The sequence below is a fragment of the Psychrobacter sp. JCM 18902 genome, assembly GCF_904846615.1.
GTDB lineage: Bacteria > Pseudomonadota > Gammaproteobacteria > Pseudomonadales > Moraxellaceae > Psychrobacter.
On sequence record NZ_CAJHBK010000001.1, the window covers coordinates 190,529 to 209,005 of the forward strand.

At 42.0% G+C, this 18,477-nt stretch carries 13 protein-coding genes; 7 read left to right on the forward strand and 6 right to left on the reverse strand.

From position 1 onward, the window contains the following. Positions 1–56 precede the first annotated feature (56 nt). The 4 genes from JMY05_RS00875 to JMY05_RS00890 form a co-directional block, all read right to left on the reverse strand. On the reverse strand, positions 57–1,331 hold the full coding sequence (locus JMY05_RS00875; protein ID WP_045446746.1) for a cation:proton antiporter: 1,275 nt from the start codon (positions 1,329–1,331) through the stop codon (positions 57–59). A gap of 99 nt (positions 1,332–1,430) precedes the next feature. Next, positions 1,431–3,038: a DUF2254 domain-containing protein gene (locus JMY05_RS00880; RefSeq protein ID WP_227678061.1), complete on the reverse strand. Its 1,608-nt coding sequence runs from the start codon at positions 3,036–3,038 to the stop codon at positions 1,431–1,433. A gap of 185 nt (positions 3,039–3,223) precedes the next feature. Then, complete coding sequence (locus JMY05_RS00885) at positions 3,224–6,343, reverse strand: M66 family metalloprotease (protein WP_413786577.1); 3,120 nt, start codon at positions 6,341–6,343, stop codon at positions 3,224–3,226. A 165-nt stretch (positions 6,344–6,508) separates the two neighbouring features. Further along, positions 6,509–8,050: a YihY family inner membrane protein gene (locus tag JMY05_RS00890; RefSeq protein ID WP_045446753.1), complete on the reverse strand. Its 1,542-nt coding sequence runs from the start codon at positions 8,048–8,050 to the stop codon at positions 6,509–6,511. A gap of 424 nt (positions 8,051–8,474) precedes the next feature. On the opposite strand from JMY05_RS00890, the gene wrbA reads away from it, so the two are divergent. Together wrbA and JMY05_RS00900 are read left to right on the forward strand one after the other, a co-directional pair. Beyond that, positions 8,475–9,092: an NAD(P)H:quinone oxidoreductase gene (wrbA, locus tag JMY05_RS00895; RefSeq protein WP_045446682.1), complete on the forward strand. Its 618-nt coding sequence runs from the start codon at positions 8,475–8,477 to the stop codon at positions 9,090–9,092. A 62-nt stretch (positions 9,093–9,154) separates the two neighbouring features. Continuing rightward, a complete protein-coding gene (locus JMY05_RS00900; protein WP_201613913.1) occupies positions 9,155–9,631 on the forward strand; it encodes a hypothetical protein in 477 nt (158 codons plus the stop codon). Positions 9,632–9,719: 88 nt separating this feature from the next. Here the strand turns inward: JMY05_RS00900 and JMY05_RS00905 are convergent, their stop codons facing one another. Then, the gene (locus JMY05_RS00905) at positions 9,720–10,490 is read right to left on the reverse strand and encodes a DUF3108 domain-containing protein (RefSeq protein ID WP_045446684.1); all 771 of its coding nucleotides are present in this window, start codon (positions 10,488–10,490) and stop codon (positions 9,720–9,722) included. 538 nt (positions 10,491–11,028) lie between these two features. Between JMY05_RS00905 and JMY05_RS00910 the strand changes: the two genes are divergently transcribed. The 4 genes from JMY05_RS00910 (at position 11,029) to JMY05_RS00925 (ending at position 15,955) form a co-directional block, all read left to right on the forward strand. Then, on the forward strand, positions 11,029–11,322 hold the full coding sequence (locus tag JMY05_RS00910; protein WP_041757514.1) for a co-chaperone GroES: 294 nt from the start codon (positions 11,029–11,031) through the stop codon (positions 11,320–11,322). 104 nt (positions 11,323–11,426) lie between these two features. Then, a complete protein-coding gene (gene groL / locus JMY05_RS00915; protein WP_109591437.1) occupies positions 11,427–13,076 on the forward strand; it encodes a chaperonin GroEL in 1,650 nt (549 codons plus the stop codon). Between the two features lie 551 nt (positions 13,077–13,627). Next, positions 13,628–15,286 (forward strand): hypothetical protein, encoded by a 1,659-nt coding sequence (locus JMY05_RS00920; protein ID WP_201613914.1) that lies wholly within the window; start codon positions 13,628–13,630, stop codon positions 15,284–15,286. A 366-nt stretch (positions 15,287–15,652) separates the two neighbouring features. Beyond that, positions 15,653–15,955 carry a hypothetical protein gene (locus JMY05_RS00925; RefSeq protein WP_201613916.1) on the forward strand — a complete coding sequence of 101 codons (303 nt, stop codon included), beginning with the start codon at positions 15,653–15,655 and terminating at the stop codon, positions 15,953–15,955. A 60-nt stretch (positions 15,956–16,015) separates the two neighbouring features. On the opposite strand, the gene yaaA is transcribed toward JMY05_RS00925, so the two are convergent. After that, positions 16,016–16,816 (reverse strand): peroxide stress protein YaaA, encoded by an 801-nt coding sequence (gene yaaA, locus JMY05_RS00930; protein ID WP_045446694.1) that lies wholly within the window; start codon positions 16,814–16,816, stop codon positions 16,016–16,018. A gap of 483 nt (positions 16,817–17,299) precedes the next feature. Here yaaA and JMY05_RS00935 point away from each other — a divergent pair, with 483 nt between their 5' ends. Further along, the gene (locus JMY05_RS00935) at positions 17,300–18,451 is read left to right on the forward strand and encodes a Re/Si-specific NAD(P)(+) transhydrogenase subunit alpha (protein WP_045446697.1); all 1,152 of its coding nucleotides are present in this window, start codon (positions 17,300–17,302) and stop codon (positions 18,449–18,451) included. Positions 18,452–18,477 lie beyond the last annotated feature (26 nt).

Genomic DNA, 18,477 nt, shown 5'->3' on the forward strand with positions numbered 1-18,477 from the left:
ACTATCTTATGCTGGCTTTCTTTTGCTAAAACGATTGGCTTAAAACTGGTTATAAATTATGGCTTTGCTGTACTCTTATCAGTGCGAATGCTTTTGGCGACTTTGCCAATACTCAAACCTTGCACCAAGATAGAGAATATCACGACTGCATAAGTGAGCGCCAACAAGATATCGCGTTCGGTTCCCAGCGGCAGCTGCAACACTAAGGCAACCGAAATACCCCCACGTAATCCGCCCCATGTCAGCACTTTCCATGCACCAGTCGGCAAATCGAGCTGACGATGAAAGGTTTTGGTCGTCATACCTACAACGATAAAACGCGCAAGTAGGGCAATGACAATCGTCAAGCCAGCGGCGATAAATAAATTACCCGAATAAGCAATCATCACTACTTCTAAACCGATGAGTACGAATAAAATAGCATTGAGAATTTCATCGATTAATTCCCAAAATAAATCAATATAATGCCGCGTTTTATCGCTCATCGCCAATGCTCGTCCGCGATTACCAACCATTAATCCCATCATCACCATGGCGAGTGGTCCTGATAAATGCCAATGACTGGCGAGTGCATAACCACCTATCACACCAGCAAGCGTTAACAACACTTCTTCTTGATAGCTATCGATACTTTTCAGCATGTAATACAAAATCGACCCAAGTACCAACCCAAAAATAATGCCGCCACCGGCTTCGACCGCTAGAGTATGCGCCACATAATTGGCGGTTGGGATATCACCACTGGATAAAATACCTAGCAGCAATACAAAGATGACGACGCCGATACCATCATTAAATAAAGACTCGCCCGCGATGACCGTTTCTATACTTTTTGGCGCGCCAGCCGATGCCAAAATACCCATTACGGCAATGGGGTCGGTCGGTGATATTAGAGCACCGAATAGCAAACACCAAAGAAACGGCAAACCGAAACCAAGCAGCGGCAGCATAAAATAAAGCGCCGTGGCGATAAGCATCGCAGAGACGATGGTACCGACGCAAGCAAGGATGCCAATAGGCAGCTTATAACGTTTTAAATCGCTGATATTGACGTGCAGCGCCCCTGCAAATAACAGCATAGAGAGCATGCCGTCTAATAAAACTTCGGTAAAATCAAGCTGCTCTAACAAGCTTACTTCATAATCAATCAGCTGATCAAATCCCAAAAATCCCAAAAATATCGCGCCAATAGATAATAAAATGGAGATAACCATCACGCCAATCGTCGTCGGTAGGCCAATAAAACGATGGTTAACGTAAGTTAATAGGGCTGTGATTGATAAGAATATCGCGCTGATTTCAAGTATGGTTAGGCTACTGGTAGGGGCCATGAAAAAATTCTCAAGTGAGTTTAAAATTGTCATAAGCTTAGCGCTTACAAACACTAAATAGGTTTGATTTTAGTTTAGTTATCGCTTGTCTTTTTATTTTTATTGCGTTTGTAATGCTTGGCGAATATGGGTGTCAAACGCGCTAACATAGTTAAAATACTGATGATGAGCATCGTTGCTAAGTATGAACTGTTGGGCTTGTTGGCACATCGCGCTCAAGTCATCTATCAGCTCTTGATAGCTTAGGTTTTCTTCTCCTGCGCGCTCAATCAGTTTTATCTCATGCAATAGGGTTTGCTGCTGTGCGTTATTTACGCGAGCATAACTTAGATTGACCATCGCCTGACATAGCGCTTTTAAGACCATCAAATCTGCTGCTGCATACCGACGTATCTCGCCTAGTGATGTATTGATAAAATCAGATATTTTGGGAGTATGAGTAACTATGGCTAATATCGCCAAGCGTCGCTGTTTAACTTCGGCTTTCGATGAATCATCGTTTTGTGCCGGTGTATAAAAATGATAGGGGCTGGGCGGCTGGCGACGCATCATAATACTTAAGCAACTGGTCAGTGATTGTACGCAGTTGACCGCTGTTTTTGGATCATTGATACCTGGAGACAATGCTCGTACGGCGATTTCAGTCATTTGTCCCAAGCTATAAGCAATATCGTTAGAATGAGCCAGTCGTTGTTCGATACGTATACAGCCTGCAAAGCGCTGCCAAAAAAGTCCGTCAGGGGCACGCGGTACAACAGCTAAAGATGGCGTCGCTGTTTTTTGTCGATTGTTTGGATGACCTGCTGGACGCTGGTAAAAGTAACCGATAACATTTTTGTCAGTGACATAATCACCAAGATTAATACGCATTTGCACCACTCCGCCATAGTCTTGTGTCAGTGTAATCAGTGACTCAAGGTAAAATTGTTGAACATAACCTGAGCTTGGTGGATAGATGGGCATCGCTGACCAGTGATGAAACTGTTCAATGTCATGATGTTCTATATCGCGTTGATGCTGGATATCGCAATGATCACGATACCAATAGTGAATATTATTAATCGCATCATTGCTGGCGTTTTGAATCACATGTGAGGCTTGAATGGCATGTACCATATGCTGTACAAAGTACACCAGCAACAGCGCACATATAATTGCCATGATAATCGCAAAAGTCACTGCGAGCTGTGGCACACCAAAAGCCACGTCATATTTATGGATGGATTTTAACACCAATAAACTATAACTAAAGGTGCCAATGAACGCCCCCAATACAAACTGGTTAGGCGTATCGGTCAAAAAATTGCGCAACAGCCGTGGGCCAAATTGCGAAGAGGCCATCGACAGTACCGCGATCGTAATAGAAAATGTCGTACCTGCTACGCCTAATACTGCGCCTGCGATGGCAGTCATGATGGCGCGCGCCGCATCGTCGTCACCGGTAAAAGCAAAGGTAATCTCTCTGACGGTTTCGCGGTCAAAGTGTTGATCAATAGTGACTAATAAAGGCGCAAGCAATATTCCAACGATGACGCAAGCCGTTGGGATAAACCAATAAGAGCCGATAAGCTGCTGCCATAGGTTTCTTAGTCTATCGGGTAAATCCAGTAGCGTCTGTAGCGACCAGAGCTGGGCAAATTGCTTTAACCTATGCATGATGGTGAGCAATAGCGACTTAAGCCAGCCACTTTTAGGGTGTTTATCCAATATAATGTGCTCCAAAAACGACCTAAAAATCAAGCAAGTTTTATTGATAAAAGCTGTGCTGTTGCACCACTGAATAAAGAGACTTAAAGAGAATTACCTTACCATATAAATAGGATCGTTTAAAAATTTAGTAAAAAATAAGCCCCTATCATAGGGGCTTATTTTTAGCATAATGGATTGTTTTGTTAATTGACTAGATTGTCAATCCAAGTGCTTATCGCAGTGCTTACTTTTGCTAGCACTGATGGCTCTTCTTTACTGTCCATACTTAATGAACGCGTTTGCATATCATCCGTCGATACTGGCTGTTTTTGCAGACTATCTACGATTAACGGTAGATTATTACCAGCGGTTGCTAAGATAAAGCTTGGGTTTTTGGTTAACGTTGTCCACTTTTGATTCCAGCCACCACTACAATTGTAAGTAATTAAGCTTCCGCGATTATCTACTAAATTACCAGTACGCAAATCAAAGCATTTGCCACCTTGTTTGATTTGGTCAGTACCGTTCATCTCCCAAACTTGCGCTGGCGAGTCCAAGCTACAAGTGCCTAAAACGACCCAAGAACCTTGTTCCGTTAAACACTGATCTAATGCCATTTTGCTGTGAATTTTACCTTTAAGATCGTAAATCCACTGTTCAGAGTCATCACCAGTACAGCCACTTGGGCCGCTAATAAAGCTATTTAACTTACCATCTTCTAGAGTTTCAACTTTAAGGCAGTTGTTGCCATTACGGATAGTAGTCACATTATCTAAAGGTTTGTCATCTTGTAGCTCTAAATCTACAACAAACTTTTGAAATTCGGTAAGTGCTTCAGACTCTTTTTTGATTAAATCCGTACGATAGACATTGACCCAGCGGTTTAGACGATTTAGAGTTTCTTGCTGCTTCTCATAACGCTCTAATGTTTGGAGTGCTAAAGGGCTAAGCTCATCACGATACTCTTTGTAAGAATCATATAACAACTGACCATTGGCGTCTAAACTAATAGTCGAATTTTCTGCTTGAGCAAGAAGTTTCTGCTCTAAGATTGGCAATTCTACCTTTCTTAGTGCCGTATAGCCCTGTTCTTTACCAAAGGTAACCGCAGGTTTAATCGCCTCACTATATTGACGAATATCAATGGTTGAGAGCTGTACTTGTGCTTCATTGACCTTTTTACAGTACAAATCCACTTTTTTCGGATCTTCAGCGATGGCTAAATTGATATGGAATTTATTGGCATTACCATTCATTCGATTAGGAGCCAACGCAATATCATTAATCGTGTTATTACTATAAGTGACGCTTAACCAGCAGCTTGCTGATTCAAGTGAGTTATTCGGTGTCGGTAACTCAAAGACGTTGCCCCAGTTACCACGTGCTTCTGGATAAATGATGCCTTTTTGCGCGACAGGGTCATAACCGCCTAAAATGGTAAATACTGGCACGCCTTGTAAGCGTGGTTTTAAGTAATTACCGTTGGCACTGTTGTACCAAACGTTTTTGGATTCTTTCCACACTTTAGGCTGGATGACTTCCATCTTTCTAAGCTCAGCATTCCATTTCTTATAGCCAGTTGGTGAGTCAGCGTCAAATACTGCTTTATCAAATGCTGGCTGTATCTTAATTTTTGTACTATAACCCGTATAGTGAGTATAGTTTGAATAAGCGCCACTCTGTGATCCACCAGACATCGCATCGCGACCATAGCCATAGGTGGCTAAGAAAAGAGGTTTACCAGTGAGACCATCACCCTCGACCTGTCGTGGCCAGTCTAAGTTGCTGCGCATTTTGTTTCTGACGCCATTATAGCCCCAGCCACTATTAGCATGATGCTCGGCCCAAAAGAAATCGCCGTTCTGTTCACCAGGATAATGACTCAAGCCATAATGATGACCGATTTCGTGGCTGAACTCATTACCTTGAGAGTCGATTAGGGTCAACATACCATTACCGCCGCTTAAGCCGTGGTTATATTCACCATTCTTATATTTACCGCGAGCGTGATGCGCATTGACGTTTTGGGTCAATTGCGGTTGCTCTTGACTTTGCATTGAAGCACTGGTGACGCCCCAATTGGCTAAATTAATGCCAACACCAAAGGTTGATTTCGCGGTGTTTTCGCGCATATCACCAGCATAAACGCCAGCATCATTTGAGTCACTGATTGAATCATAAATAGTGCCATTGGCGACCATTACTCGTTCGAGCTTCATGTCATCATAGCTAGCAACGGTCATTTGTGCTGCTGGAATGGTTTGGAAGTAGTCTGAACCCGCTCTTTCTGGATCGCGTAGCATATAATGACCCCAAGATTGAGGTGCATCCGTTAACATGCCCAGACGGATATTGGTCAATACCAACTCACCAGGGGCGGCAAAATCTATGTTATCTTCTGACAATTCACCGCTACGATTTTGGTCATCCACAATGCGAATTTTGAGACCACCTTGTACCTCATCCCAGTTGAGTTTGGTTGACCAAGCACGCTTACTGTAAGCAACGCGTGCGCGCTGATCAGTGTTAGTCTGATCCGTGTCTGGGATTTGAGTCGGATCGGCTAAATTGACAGTTCGTAATAAAACCCCGTCTTTGTAAATTTCAGCCGCTAATTTATTAATGTCACCCATTTCAAGCGTAGGCGTCACTAATAACAGCGCCTCTTTTTCTGCCGTCAGGCGCGGCATGTTTTTTGCTTCGTTACCCTGTGGATCAACGGTATGATTCTGCCCAAACTGTATCATCGCTTGAAAGTCGCCAACCAAGTCTGGACGAATAGCACGAATTTCTCCCGCTCTACCATCGTGGTCAAAAAACCCTAATAAATAAAAATCAGCAATATCCTTTTTTGGTTCTGGATATTTAATAGGCGTACTTGGTTCAAGTGGCGTAGCAGGAATACTCGTTACCGGTGGCTTAACAGGCGTACTTGGCCCAATTGGCGTAGCAGGAATGCTCGTTACTGGTGGCTTAATAGGCGTACTTGGTTCAAGTGGCGTAGCAGGAATACTCGTTGCTGGCGGCTTAATAGGCGTATTTGGCCCAATTGGTGTAGCAGGAATGCTCGTTATTGGTGGTTTAACAGGCGTACTTGGTTCAAGCGGCGTAGCAGGAATACTCGTTATTGGCGGCTTAACAGGCGTGCTTGGTTCAAGTGGCGTAGCAGGAATGCTCGTTACTGGCGGCTTAACAGGCGGCGTTTCTACTGGTAGATTAACGGTTGGTGGTACAAGTGATGATGTGCTGTCATCACCTTCACCACAAGCAGAAAGCATAATGGATACGACACAAATGCTTAGCGCTTTTGCTGAGAATGGTATTGTATTTTTCAATTTATTACCCTAATAATAGTTTAAGGCAATATAACAGCTGTGTTAACATCTCGTACGACTTTTGTTCAATTCATAATAATAAGTTCTATTACAACCTCTAGTGAAAACTAATTTTTATTATTCAGTCTGCCTCACTCATTACTAACGCTTTTTTTAATTCGTTTTTGGGTTATCTGATTCAGTAATGATATCGTCTTTATAATTAAAGAGATTACCATTGGTTTTAATTTGAGAGTCATTCAAATCTTTAGGAATAAGAATCTCATTGTCCCGCTCATCGCATTCAATATCACTGTCTTTATCATAAGCTATTGGGTCAAAGTGTGGGGTGTCTTTGATCGGCTCATTCTTGTCTAATGCTGCAGTGGTCGCCGAGGTTTTTCTAAATAAATTTGATTGACCGCCTTTGATGCCTTTTCCATTAGAATCAGCTTTCTTACGTGGCTCACTATTGGCAAAAATAGCATTTAACGGTAGATCTAACTGTTGCTTGGCATAAGCTTCCGTATTTTCAAAACGATTGACTAGCAAGCTAAGCCAAGGTTTTTGATCCTCTGGCCCCATCTCATCTAGCTCATCTTTGATAGGCAAGGGGTAAGGTAGGGTGCGATAAAAATCCCATAATGTCATTTTGCTCAAATCTCTCTTAAGCACATAATCATTATCTTCAGTCATGGTGATTAGATTGCTGTCTTGCAGATAATTAATATAGGTATACCATTTTGGTAGCTCTTTGCGTCCTAGCACGTTACGTAGCGCTTGTTCGCTTACCGCTTCCCCTTTTAAATGATGGGTATAAACGAGGTTTAGCATATCGAGCAAACTTAGCAGAGGATGGCGTGGATAGACCTCTTCAGTCTCAAAAATCGTCAAGGTATAGCTAATCTCAACACCTAATAGAATTAAATTCCAAGACAAATATATCCATAATAAGAAGATGGGCAGTGCCGCAAAAGCCCCGTAAATCGCTTCATAACTGGTGAAGTTTGCCATTACTGTACCAAACAAGTGCTTCATCAGCTCGAATACGATAGCGACGAAGAGACCAGCAATGGCTGCATTTTTCGCGGGTACACGTGCTTTTGGGATGAACCAGTACATACCAATAAAGCCTGCGACAGTGATACCAATGGATACGGCTTGTACCCAAAAAGACCAGTCAATGCCATAACCAGCGATTTGTCGATTTAAAAAACTCAAACTTTGTACCGCGCTTGAAGCAAGAAATGCCGTACCCAGTACTAACGGTCCTAACGTGACGATGGTCCAATAGCGCAGCATACTTTTCATACCGCCAGAGCGATTTTCTACCCGCCAGATTTGGTTAAAAGCGCGTTCGATGGTTGTTAACGTCATAATGGTCGTAAAAAATAACACCATTGCCCCAATGATGGTTAGATTTGAGGATTTTTCAGCGAAGCTATTGATATACTCACTGACCTGCATACTTGATTGTGGTAGCAAGTTACTATAAATCACTTCATATATCTGTGCTCTAACGGACGCAAGTGCGGGTACAGAAGATAGGATCATCAATAGGACGGTTAGGACGGGTACAATTGATAACATAGTCGTGTAGGTCAGCGATGCCGCTTTTTGCTGGCAATTGTCTTCAAAAAAGTGCCGAGTCAAGAATCGTGAGAATTGAAACCAGCGTTGATGTAAAAACGGGATTTTTTTTGATAAATTTTCCATATCGACCATTTAGCAGGTGTTTGAGTGACAGTAGTGTAACAAAGATATGCTGTTACCATCTGCGGTTTAATTGTGTCAAAATGCACAGCAGCAACCTCTCTAGCAGGTTATTAGAGACAATGTGTACCAAGGCTGTTTGCATGTCGGTGAATGACTGGGGCATAATATATGCCTATATTGCGGTATCTGTCACAGATTATGTATATAGTCATTCCACTATAAAATTATTACAGCGTTAACCTCGCTTGAAGTATTAAATATACATCTACACTCGGTTGCCTTGTACTAGTACTATTTTTAAATTGAATCGACTATAGCTACATAATCAGTAAGGTTTTATGCTAAAGAAATAGACTGCATAGAAGCTGTTGTAGATGATTAGAATCAACAATAACATTAATGGTTTTATGAGGAAGTATTGCTAATGAGTCAGACCGCCCCTTATGTTTTGGTGCTCTATTATTCAAATTACGGTACGACTAAGACATTGGCTTATGCTATCGCTCAAGGTATTGAGGATGCTGGTATGACAGCCCGTATCCGTACTGTACCAACGGTTGCACCCGAGACCACGTCGAGCAAGCCTGCGATACCTGATGAAGGTGACTTATATTGCACTATGGACGATCTAAGAGACTGTATGGGTTTGGCGCTTGGTAGCCCGACGCACTTCGGTAATATGGCTGCTCCCATGAAATATTTTTGGGACAATACGGTCACTATTTGGCTGGCAGGTAATTTACAGAACAAACCTGCTGCTGTATTTACTGCGACCGGCTCGATGCACGGCGGGCAGGAGACGACATTGCTGACCATGATGTTGCCGTTGCTGCATCACGGCATGATCCTTGTTGGTGTGCCTTATGCTGAGCCTGCGCTTAATCGTACTCATCGTGGTGGCTCGCCTTATGGTGCCAGCCACGTGAGTGGGGCGTTACATGATCAACCCGTCTCAGCTGATGAGCGCGAGTTGGCTATCGCCCAAGGTCGGCGCTTGGCTATTAGTGCTACTGCATTGGCGCAAGCTAACTGGACTCGCTAAGCGGATTTTTATAGCATGCAACGTCTTATATAACGCTATTAATTAGGAAGTAAATATATCTAATGGTCACAAACCGCTCCGATAGTGAGATAAGCGCACCAGCCAAAAAATCTGCCAAACCTGCTAAGCTTAAAAAGCCAATTACGCCCATTCGTCAGCGCTTGATGATGACTTGGCTGATTTGGTTGGTTTATAGACTGCTTGGGCTACCTATTTTTATCAATGTTTTTAATCCCAGTAGTCCTGATATCATTGGCGGTATCGCCTGGCAAGCATTATGGCTAGTGCCAGCATTTATTTTGACGCCCGCGATACTACGGGGTCGTTCGCCATATGTGCTATTGATAGGCAGTATGCTGACCTTGGTTTATTTGGGGGCGAGTGGTGTGGTGCTGTTTACCCGCGTTTACGGCAGCAGCTGGGCAGAGATAGTGGTTTATCTGCTTGATTTTGTCTTATTACTGGCAATCAATATTTGGTTATTTATTCTACTAAAGCGTCTTCCTTCAATGAACAACGTCGTTAAGCAGCCGCGTTAGTTGATTTAGCGAAGTTTAAGACAAAAAAAGCGGCGCTCTATTTAGAGCGCCGCTTTTTTATGCTATTTCTGTGTATTTAATAAAAAGCTTAATTTACTTTGGTTAATTCTAAATCCATCTTTTTGCCATCATTAATTTGGCTAACTTTTACTGGTAGGTAATCTAAGCTTGGTGCCAGCCAAAAACTGGTAGAACGACTATTGTCATCGTGGATACGGTCGACACGTACGGTATCAAATGTGCCAGCTGGAACGGTAATCTTGGTGTTACCAGATTTTTTGAAAGGGGTTTTCTCTATCTTGTCTTTTTTCGCCATGTAATAGTTGCCAGAGAATTTACCGTTCAATAAATCTTGGCGAATTTGCACTTCCAAACTTAAATCATCAAAAGCTTGTTGTGCCATGTTCATGGTCGTCGATTTGCCTTTATAGTTACTCACCACCTTTTTACTGCTTGGATTGAAGTCTAATTTGTGCGTGCGACCAACGCCTAATAGCTTATAAGTAGTGCTGGCTTGAGTCGGAATGACATTATTACCGTTGATGGTAAAAGTGCTGTTTTGCGAAGCACTTGCAACACCTGCCACCCGAGCATTGACATTGTATTTCCAAGTATTGCCTGATTTGTTAAGCGTGCGAGTAGCCGTACCTTTATATTTGTCTTCAACCGTAAAGCTGTAGTTGGCGCTTGAAGGTTCGATATTCTTTGCGCTGGCAAGGGTTGGTGCAGTCATACTTATCGCTCCAATCGTAGCAATACTGGCCCCAGTGGTTAGGGCGGTTAAAAACTTAGACTTGCTTCGTTTAGTATTATTAGTATCGGTTGTTAATGACTTTTGATCGTTTGATAAAAAACTCATGGACATTCCTTAATCGCTATTTATGGTATTGCTTATAACTATTGTTGTTTTCTCAAGAACTATAATGGTCATGTCCTGCTATCTTTTCAAGAGTGCCAGCTGTCCCTGTGGTGTTGCTATTGTAGTCAAGGTTGCTGGCATCGAGCGCGATATCATCAGGCGTCACTTACTGTAACTTGAGTAAGCAGGAGTAAGTTAATCGGTCAGTTGTAAATGATATGCGGTAACTTATCGGTGTTGAAGTTTAGCACTCATATGGCTGCTTTTAAAATCTTGCTAAGGCCTTTAATACGGTGCAATCCAATCAAATGACTGTTCATAAACGTCATTACCAACTAAATAATCCACGATATGCAAAATTCTTGTAAATTTTTGGGCTTTACACTTGAAGCTAACTCACTTTGCCCCCACTTTTTGATACAAGCTCAAAGCTTATCTTTAGAATGCTGTTTTAGGCAGTAATGCCTATAGATATTGGTATTGAGACCATTAATTCAAATAAACCCTTACTGCAAATAACCAAATTATTGGAGACATATTGATGAATATTCGTCCTTTACATGATCGCATCGTTGTCCGCCGCATAGAAGAAGAAACAAAAACGGCTGGTGGTATCTTGCTTCCTGGTTCTGCTCAAGAAAAACCTTCACAAGGTGAAGTGCTAGCAACTGGTAACGGTCAGATTCGTGACAACGGCGAAACTCGCGCGTTAGATGTAAAAACTGGCGACAAAGTCTTGTTCGGTCAATATGCTGGTCAAACCGTGAAAGTTGACGGCGAAGAACTATTGATTATGAAAGAATCTGATGTATTGGGTGTGTTAGAAGGCTAGACCTTTTTGAGTATTTTATACTCAGCGCATTTTGACAACATTATTGAAAAATCATTGAAACCTTTAATTGCATTCTCATACTTATAATAGTGGAGTAATTTAACATGGCAAAAGACGTAAAATTCGGCATTGATGCCCGTAAACAAATGATGGATGGCGTAAACATCCTAGCAAACGCAGTACGAGTAACACTAGGCCCTAAAGGTCGTAATGTGGTTATCGATAAATCATTTGGCGCGCCTACCATCACTAAAGATGGTGTTTCGGTTGCCAAAGAAATCGAGCTTGAAAACAAATTCGAAAACATGGGCGCTCAATTGGTCCGTGAAGTGGCTAGCCGCACCAACGATGTTGCTGGTGATGGTACAACGACTGCTACCGTATTGGCTCAGTCAATCTTGCAAGAAGGCATGAAGTCTGTTGCTGCTGGCATGAACCCAATGGATCTAAAGCGCGGTATCGATAAAGCGGTTCGTGCAGCTGTTGAGCAGATTCATTTGCTAGCTACACCAGCTGACGATTCAAAAGCGATTGCCCAAGTTGGTTCTATCTCTGCCAACTCAGACACCAAAATCGGTGAGCTAATTGCTCAAGCGATGGAAAAAGTCGGTAAGCAAGGCGTTATCACCGTTGAAGAGGGTTCAAGCTTCGAAGATACCTTAGAAGTTGTCGAAGGTATGCAGTTTGACCGTGGGTATATCAGCCCGTACTTTGCGAACAAGCAAGACAGCTTAACCGCTGAATTTGAAAACCCATATATCTTGTTGGTTGATAAAAAAATCAGCAATATTCGTGAAATCGTGCCATTACTTGAGCAAGTGATGCAGCAAAGCAAGCCATTGCTAATCATTGCTGAAGACGTTGAAAACGAAGCATTGGCAACATTGGTTGTCAACAACATGCGTGGCGGCTTGAAAACTTGTGCGGTTAAAGCACCAGGTTTCGGCGATCGTCGTAAAGCCATGCTTGAAGATATCGCAACGCTAACTGGCGGTACTGTGATTTCTGAAGAGATTGGTCTAAGTTTAGAGACTGCTACTCTTGAGCAACTGGGTACGGCTAAAAAAGTTACTGTCGGTAAAGAAAACACCGTGATCGTTGATGGCGCTGGTAACTCTGCTGACATCGAAAATCGCGTTGAATCTATTAAACGTCAAGTTGAAGAATCAACGTCTGACTACGACAAAGAAAAGCTTCAAGAGCGTATGGCTAAACTTGCTGGCGGCGTTGCCGTTATCAAAGTTGGCGCTGCGACTGAAACTGAAATGAAAGAGAAGAAAGACCGTGTTGACGATGCGCTACATGCGACTCGTGCAGCGGTTGAAGAAGGCGTTGTACCTGGTGGTGGTGTTGCCTTAGTTCGTGCAATGAATGCATTGTCTGAGCTACGTGGCGATAACGATGACCAAAACGCGGGTATCAATATCTTACGTCGCGCAATGGAAGCACCATTACGTCAAATCGTAACCAACGCTGGCGAAGAAGCATCAGTAGTAGTGAACGAAGTGAAGAGTGGCAGCGGTAACTACGGTTACAACGCAGCTTCTAGCGAATACGGTGATATGCTAGAGATGGGTATTCTTGATCCAGCTAAAGTAGCTCGTTCAGCGCTAGAAAATGCAGCATCTGTAGCTGGCTTAATGCTAACGACCGAAGTCATGATTACTGATTTGCCACAAGGTGATGACGGTATGGCTGGCATGGGCGGTGCTGGTGGAATGGGCGGTATGGGTGGAATGGGCGGCATGATGTAATATATGCCTCGACTAAGTTTGTACGACGTTGTTAACCTCGCTCGATGTACTATTAGTACAATCTTCACTTGGTCGCCTAGTCGTACTGCTTTAGTCAATCCATAAAGCGCTTTTCGCTAGAAGTATGATTTTGTCATAAAGTTTATTTGATCATTAGAAGCTCTGTTATCGGAAGATAGCAGGGCTTTTTTTTACCTAATTTTTAAAGCGCTACTCATTGGTATATGAGGTAATCACGGTTTTATATACATTCATTCGATAGTGCTGGATAAGTGTTTTATGCTTGGGAAGGTTGCCAATTGACAGACATAGCGAGAGCGTTGCTATTTCCCAGACTCAGTGGTGACACTCTATCTATTATTTACTCATGATCTTTGATGTATTTCTAAAAACTTCAACAAGTAAAATACCCATTAGATCAACAAAATCGACCTGACATTATCAAAAGTATTGAATATATAAAGTTTTTCTATATATGTTATTATTTAAATATAATTAATAAATGTAATCAATGGACTGATACTTTATCAAAGGATAATTGGATATGTGTTATGGCTGCCCAGCCACAAACTCTTGTGCAATTCAAGGTGATGATGATGAAAAAAATTAGGCTTGGGATTCTTGTAGAAGAGGAAACATTGGCATGGTATAAGTTCAAACCATTAAAATCTCTCGTCGATGAAGGCAAGGTTGAGGTTTGTATTGCTGTCCAACGAGATAAAAAACAAGCGTCTCACATGTTTCGTCTATCCAAAGTTATTCCTTCCATTAATCAAAAGTTATTTTCTTTTCTTTCTCGAAATAAGAGTAATACCAAGCGTTATTCTATTCATGACTTGGTGGCTAATGGTACGATGCCCATCGTAATATCAGTCGCAAATCAGGATAAGATTTATGATGAGATTGAGGATTCAGTAATTGAGAAACTTGAAGCCGCCAATCTAGATTATCTGGTCAAATTTGGCTTTCGAACCTTAGCAGGGAGAATTCTGAGTGTTTCAAAAAAAGGTATTCTCTTATTTCGTTACGGCGATGAAACCAAACAAAAACACGGATCAGCATTGTATTGGCAGTTTGCCGAACAATGGGAGAATAGCGTAGTCACGCTACATCTGTTAAATGAGCGTCTTAATGGTGATAAAGTCGTTGGGAGAGGGTATGGTTCTTTATTTTACTGGGACTATAATTTAACCGAGCATAAATTAAATGGTGTCACAGCATCGATATTGTATTGGTATTTCCATAAAAATAAAATTGGCGTTAAAAATGGAAATTTGACGAATTTAATGCTTGACGATGCAATTTATCAAGAACCCCAGCAACTGACTGCCTTACGGCATTTGATAAGTTTTTTTAAAAACTATATGATAAAGACTTTCTATAAGAGTCTTTATCACAATAACTGGAGTATTTTGATTGGTTCTATTGATCAGTCGATGCAAACATACACTGAGCTATTGCCTGAAAAAGGATGTTTTTGGGCTGACCCTTTTTATATTGAGCGAGATTCAAGGCGTTATATATTTTTTGAGAGCTTAAATTATAAAGAAGGTATCGGCCGTATAGAGTGGGTGGAACTGGATGAGCACCATCAAGTTATCAATTCTGGACCAGTCGATTTAGGTATTAGCTCTCATTTAAGCTTTCCTAATGTATTCGAGCATGAGAACGCTGTATATATGATTCCAGAAGCCGCCAAGACCAATTGTATCAACCTATTAAAAGCGACGGATTTTCCGCAGAAGTGGAAAAAAGTTCATGAGTTGGTGTCTGGGGTTCAGGCAGCAGATAGTGCCGTTATTGAGCACAATGGCTTATGGTATCTTTTTACCACGCATGGTTCAATTTCAGTTCTTACGATGGATTTGGAATTGCATATTTATACGTCTGATAAGTTGGAGTCAGATAACTGGAGCATTCATCCCTCGGCGCCTTTAAAAATTGATGTGCGTGGATCACGATTAGCAGGTGCATTATTCCGAAAAAATGGTCAGCTGTTTCGTACGGCTCAAGATGGCACTATTAGGTATGGACGTAGAGTGGCTTTGTATCTGGTAGAAGAGTTGACACCGACATCTTACAAAGAAACCTTTGTGCGTTATATCGAACCCAATTGGGAAAACGAGATCGATCGTCTTCATACCTATAACGTATATGATCAAACTGTCGTACTTGATGTTTCAAGAGATAAATTGCGCTTTACCGTATGATCATTGAGAATTTTTACGGCAACTGGTGATGATATGCTGTCGAAAAACCCCGATAGGCTGAACTTATCTTGGTTTTTCTTATCAATAATTTAATGGATTTCCGTATTACTCATATAGGGTTTAGAGATATAGATGAACAATGGCTTACGGTATCTTTTTACCACGCACGTCAATTTTTAAAGGCGCCGATTTTTTACATATTGTAATAATTTAGAAACTATATTATTATTTTCTTTCTTCGTTAATGATGAAATATATAAGTAACTGAAAGGAATACTCATTGAAGAAAAACTATCTATTGTGTTTTTAGCTCTAACTACTGTTTCTATGTTGAGTGGCTGTGCTAGTAAGTCTACTAATATCCCCATGACTTATGTATCTCCAAATGAATATGCAAGTCTTAGCTGTTCCACTTTGGAAAATGAAATGAGAGACATATCACAAAGAGTAGCTACAATTACTGGTCAAGTAGATAAAAAGGCATCAGCTGACGCATGGCAAATGGGTGTTGGCTTAGTACTATTCTGGCCAGTACTTTTCTTTTTAGAGGGAGGTGATGGCGCACTTCAATCTGACTATGCTCTTTTGAAAGGTAAGTATGAAGCAGCTTCAAAACAGTATAATCGCAAAGGATGTCCTGATATGAATACAGAGACCTCTAAAATATAAATAAACCCCGATAGGCTGAGCTTATCGGGGTTTATTTATACAAATTAGATTTTTTAAAAATTACTGACTGGCTGCATCCCGACGAAAAGTCCAAGTCTTATCATCAGAAGCCTCTTCACAGTAATAATATCCCGCCAAATCAAACTGCTTTAGCTGCTCAGCATTGGTCAGCTTATTATCAGCAGCATACTTCACCATCAGTCCGCGTGCTTTTTTGGCATAGAAGCTAATTACTTTGTATTGACCATTCTTTTCATCTTCAAATCGTGGCGTGATAACTTCCGCATTCAGCGCTTTCTTCTTGACCACTTTGAAATATTCATTTGACGCCAGATTAATCAAAATCTTATCATCACTATCTGCCATACGTGCATTAATAATGGCAGTTACTTCCTCGCCCCAAAACTCATAAAGGTTATCACCACGTTCATTTTTCAGTTTGGTACCCATCTCTAAACGATAGGGCTGCATCAAATCGAGCGGTTTTAGTACGCCATATAATCCAGACAAGATACCCAGATGCTTATTGACGTAAATGGCGGTGTCTTTATCCATATGATACATATCAAGTCCAGTGTAAACATCGCCATCGAATAAATAACCTGCAGGTTTGGCATTGTCTAAAGTAAATGGCTTATCGTTGCTCCAACGCCACTCTTGATTGCGCTTGGCATTGAGCTGTGCCAAATCATCAGAGATGCCCATCAGTTCTTGTAAATCAATCGGTTCTTTTGATTTTAAGTTTTTCATCAATGCTTGCGCATGTTCGATGAGCTCTGGTTGACTATAATATTTGTCTAAGTTCACTGGCACCGCATCTTTCTCATTTAAAGATTTGGCAGGGGAAAGTAAAAAATACATCGTCATTCCTTATTATAGTTAGTCAATGGGTATTCTATTTATGTATCAAGTTTTCTTATTATACGATATGCAGCATTGTATCTTGACCTACCCGTCGTTGTTTCGTTTTTTTTAACGTTACCCTTAAAAAGGACAGATATTTGAGTGATATAAGCCGATAGTTTGTCAAGTCTAGCGTTTAATTGAAAAGGAAAAATTTTTAATATAACAATAAAAGTTATGCAGATGGTGTAAATGCCTAACTTTTTATTTTACTTGTGGGTCATCATTAGGCAATGAAAGTTGACAGATGATGTCTCTATAATAAAAAGGCATGATGGCAAAGTCGCTATCATTTATTAAATTGATAATCTTTGGTCAGGATGTTGAACCAACCATGACCAAAGGTTTTTTTGTCCCCTGTGCTTTTTAAATGTGCGTTGAGGGTGTTAAAGGTAGTCGTGAGACGTAAGTATAGTCATTAGACGTAAGTAAGGAGACGGTATGAAAATCGGTGTAATCAGTGCAGATATCGCGAGCGAGAGCCGTGTAGCGATAACCCCAGACGCAGTCAAAAAATTGCGTAAGCTTGGGTTTGAAGTCGTCATACAGTCAGGTGCAGGTAAAGCAGCGTACTATGCGGATGAGTTGTATCAGGCTGCAGGTGCCGATATTGCCAGCAGCAGCGCCGAGGTAATCGCACAGTCTCGAATTATTACCACCGTCAATGACTTGCCTGCTGCAGCTATTGAAGGCTTAACGTCAGGTCAGATTGTCATTGGCATGCTTGACCCATATCGTAATACTCAGCTTGACACTTATGCGACCAAAGGTGTCACTGCCTTTGCGATGGAGTTATTGCCTCGCACATTGTCACGCGCACAGAATATGGACGTACTGTCATCACAGGCCAACCTTGCAGGTTATAAAGCCGTGCTGCTGGCGGCCAATGAGTATTCGCGTCCATTTCCGATGTTTATGACCTCAGCCGGTACGGTTAAGCCTGCCAAAGTCGTCATCCTCGGTGTGGGTGTGGCAGGTCTGCAAGCGATTGCGACGGCTAAGCGTTTAGGCGCTGTCGTTGAAGCCAGTGATTTACGTCCGACCGCTCGCGAGCAAGTGGAATCACTCGGTGGTAAATGGCTGGATGTGCCGATGAGTGCAGAGGAGGCTGAGACAGCTAAGTCTACAGGTGGTTATGCTTGGACGCCATCAGAGCAATATGTCAAAGATCAAGCTGCTGTTGTAGATAAAGCCTTGAGCAATGCGGACATTGTCATTACTACAGCGCAGATCCCTGGTCGTAACGCACCGCGCTTGGTGCACGGAGCAACCCTTGCCAAAATGAAAGCAGGCTCAGTACTGATCGATATGGCTGCTGGAACGGGTGGTAACGTCGAAGGCAGTGTGCCTAACGAAACCATCACTACAGACAACGGTGTACGTATCGTTGGTGCTGCCAATATCCCATCGATGCTCGCCGCGCAGTCTTCAGATTTGTATGCCAACAATTTGGTTAACTTTATCACCACATTAATTGCGCCTGCTAGCGATGACGCATCAGCTAATTTGGCACTTAAATTAGACATGGAAGACGAGATTCAGGGCGCACTGGCAGTGACACATGACAGTCAGGTACGACTAGCCAAACGCTAGTTTGACGGGCTAAGTTTTTACAGCCT

Bases quoted from the DNA above. Each gene is read 5' to 3' on its own strand.
- JMY05_RS00900 (WP_201613913.1), top strand. From the start codon at position 9,155: ATGGTCACAAACCGCTCCGATAGTGAGATAAGCGCACCAGCCAAAAAA.
- JMY05_RS00925 (WP_201613916.1), top strand. From the start codon at position 15,653: ATGACTTATGTATCTCCAAATGAATATGCAAGTCTTAGCTGTTCCACT.
- JMY05_RS00920 (WP_201613914.1), top strand. From the start codon at position 13,628: ATGGCTGCCCAGCCACAAACTCTTGTGCAATTCAAGGTGATGATGATG.
- wrbA (WP_045446682.1), top strand. From the start codon at position 8,475: ATGAGTCAGACCGCCCCTTATGTTTTGGTGCTCTATTATTCAAATTAC.
- JMY05_RS00875 (WP_045446746.1), bottom strand. From the start codon at position 1,331: ATGGCCCCTACCAGTAGCCTAACCATACTTGAAATCAGCGCGATATTC.
- JMY05_RS00935 (WP_045446697.1), top strand. From the start codon at position 17,300: ATGAAAATCGGTGTAATCAGTGCAGATATCGCGAGCGAGAGCCGTGTA.
- yaaA (WP_045446694.1), bottom strand. From the start codon at position 16,816: ATGTATTTTTTACTTTCCCCTGCCAAATCTTTAAATGAGAAAGATGCG.
- JMY05_RS00905 (WP_045446684.1), bottom strand. From the start codon at position 10,490: ATGAGTTTTTTATCAAACGATCAAAAGTCATTAACAACCGATACTAAT.
- groL (WP_109591437.1), top strand. From the start codon at position 11,427: ATGGCAAAAGACGTAAAATTCGGCATTGATGCCCGTAAACAAATGATG.
- JMY05_RS00890 (WP_045446753.1), bottom strand. From the start codon at position 8,050: ATGGAAAATTTATCAAAAAAAATCCCGTTTTTACATCAACGCTGGTTT.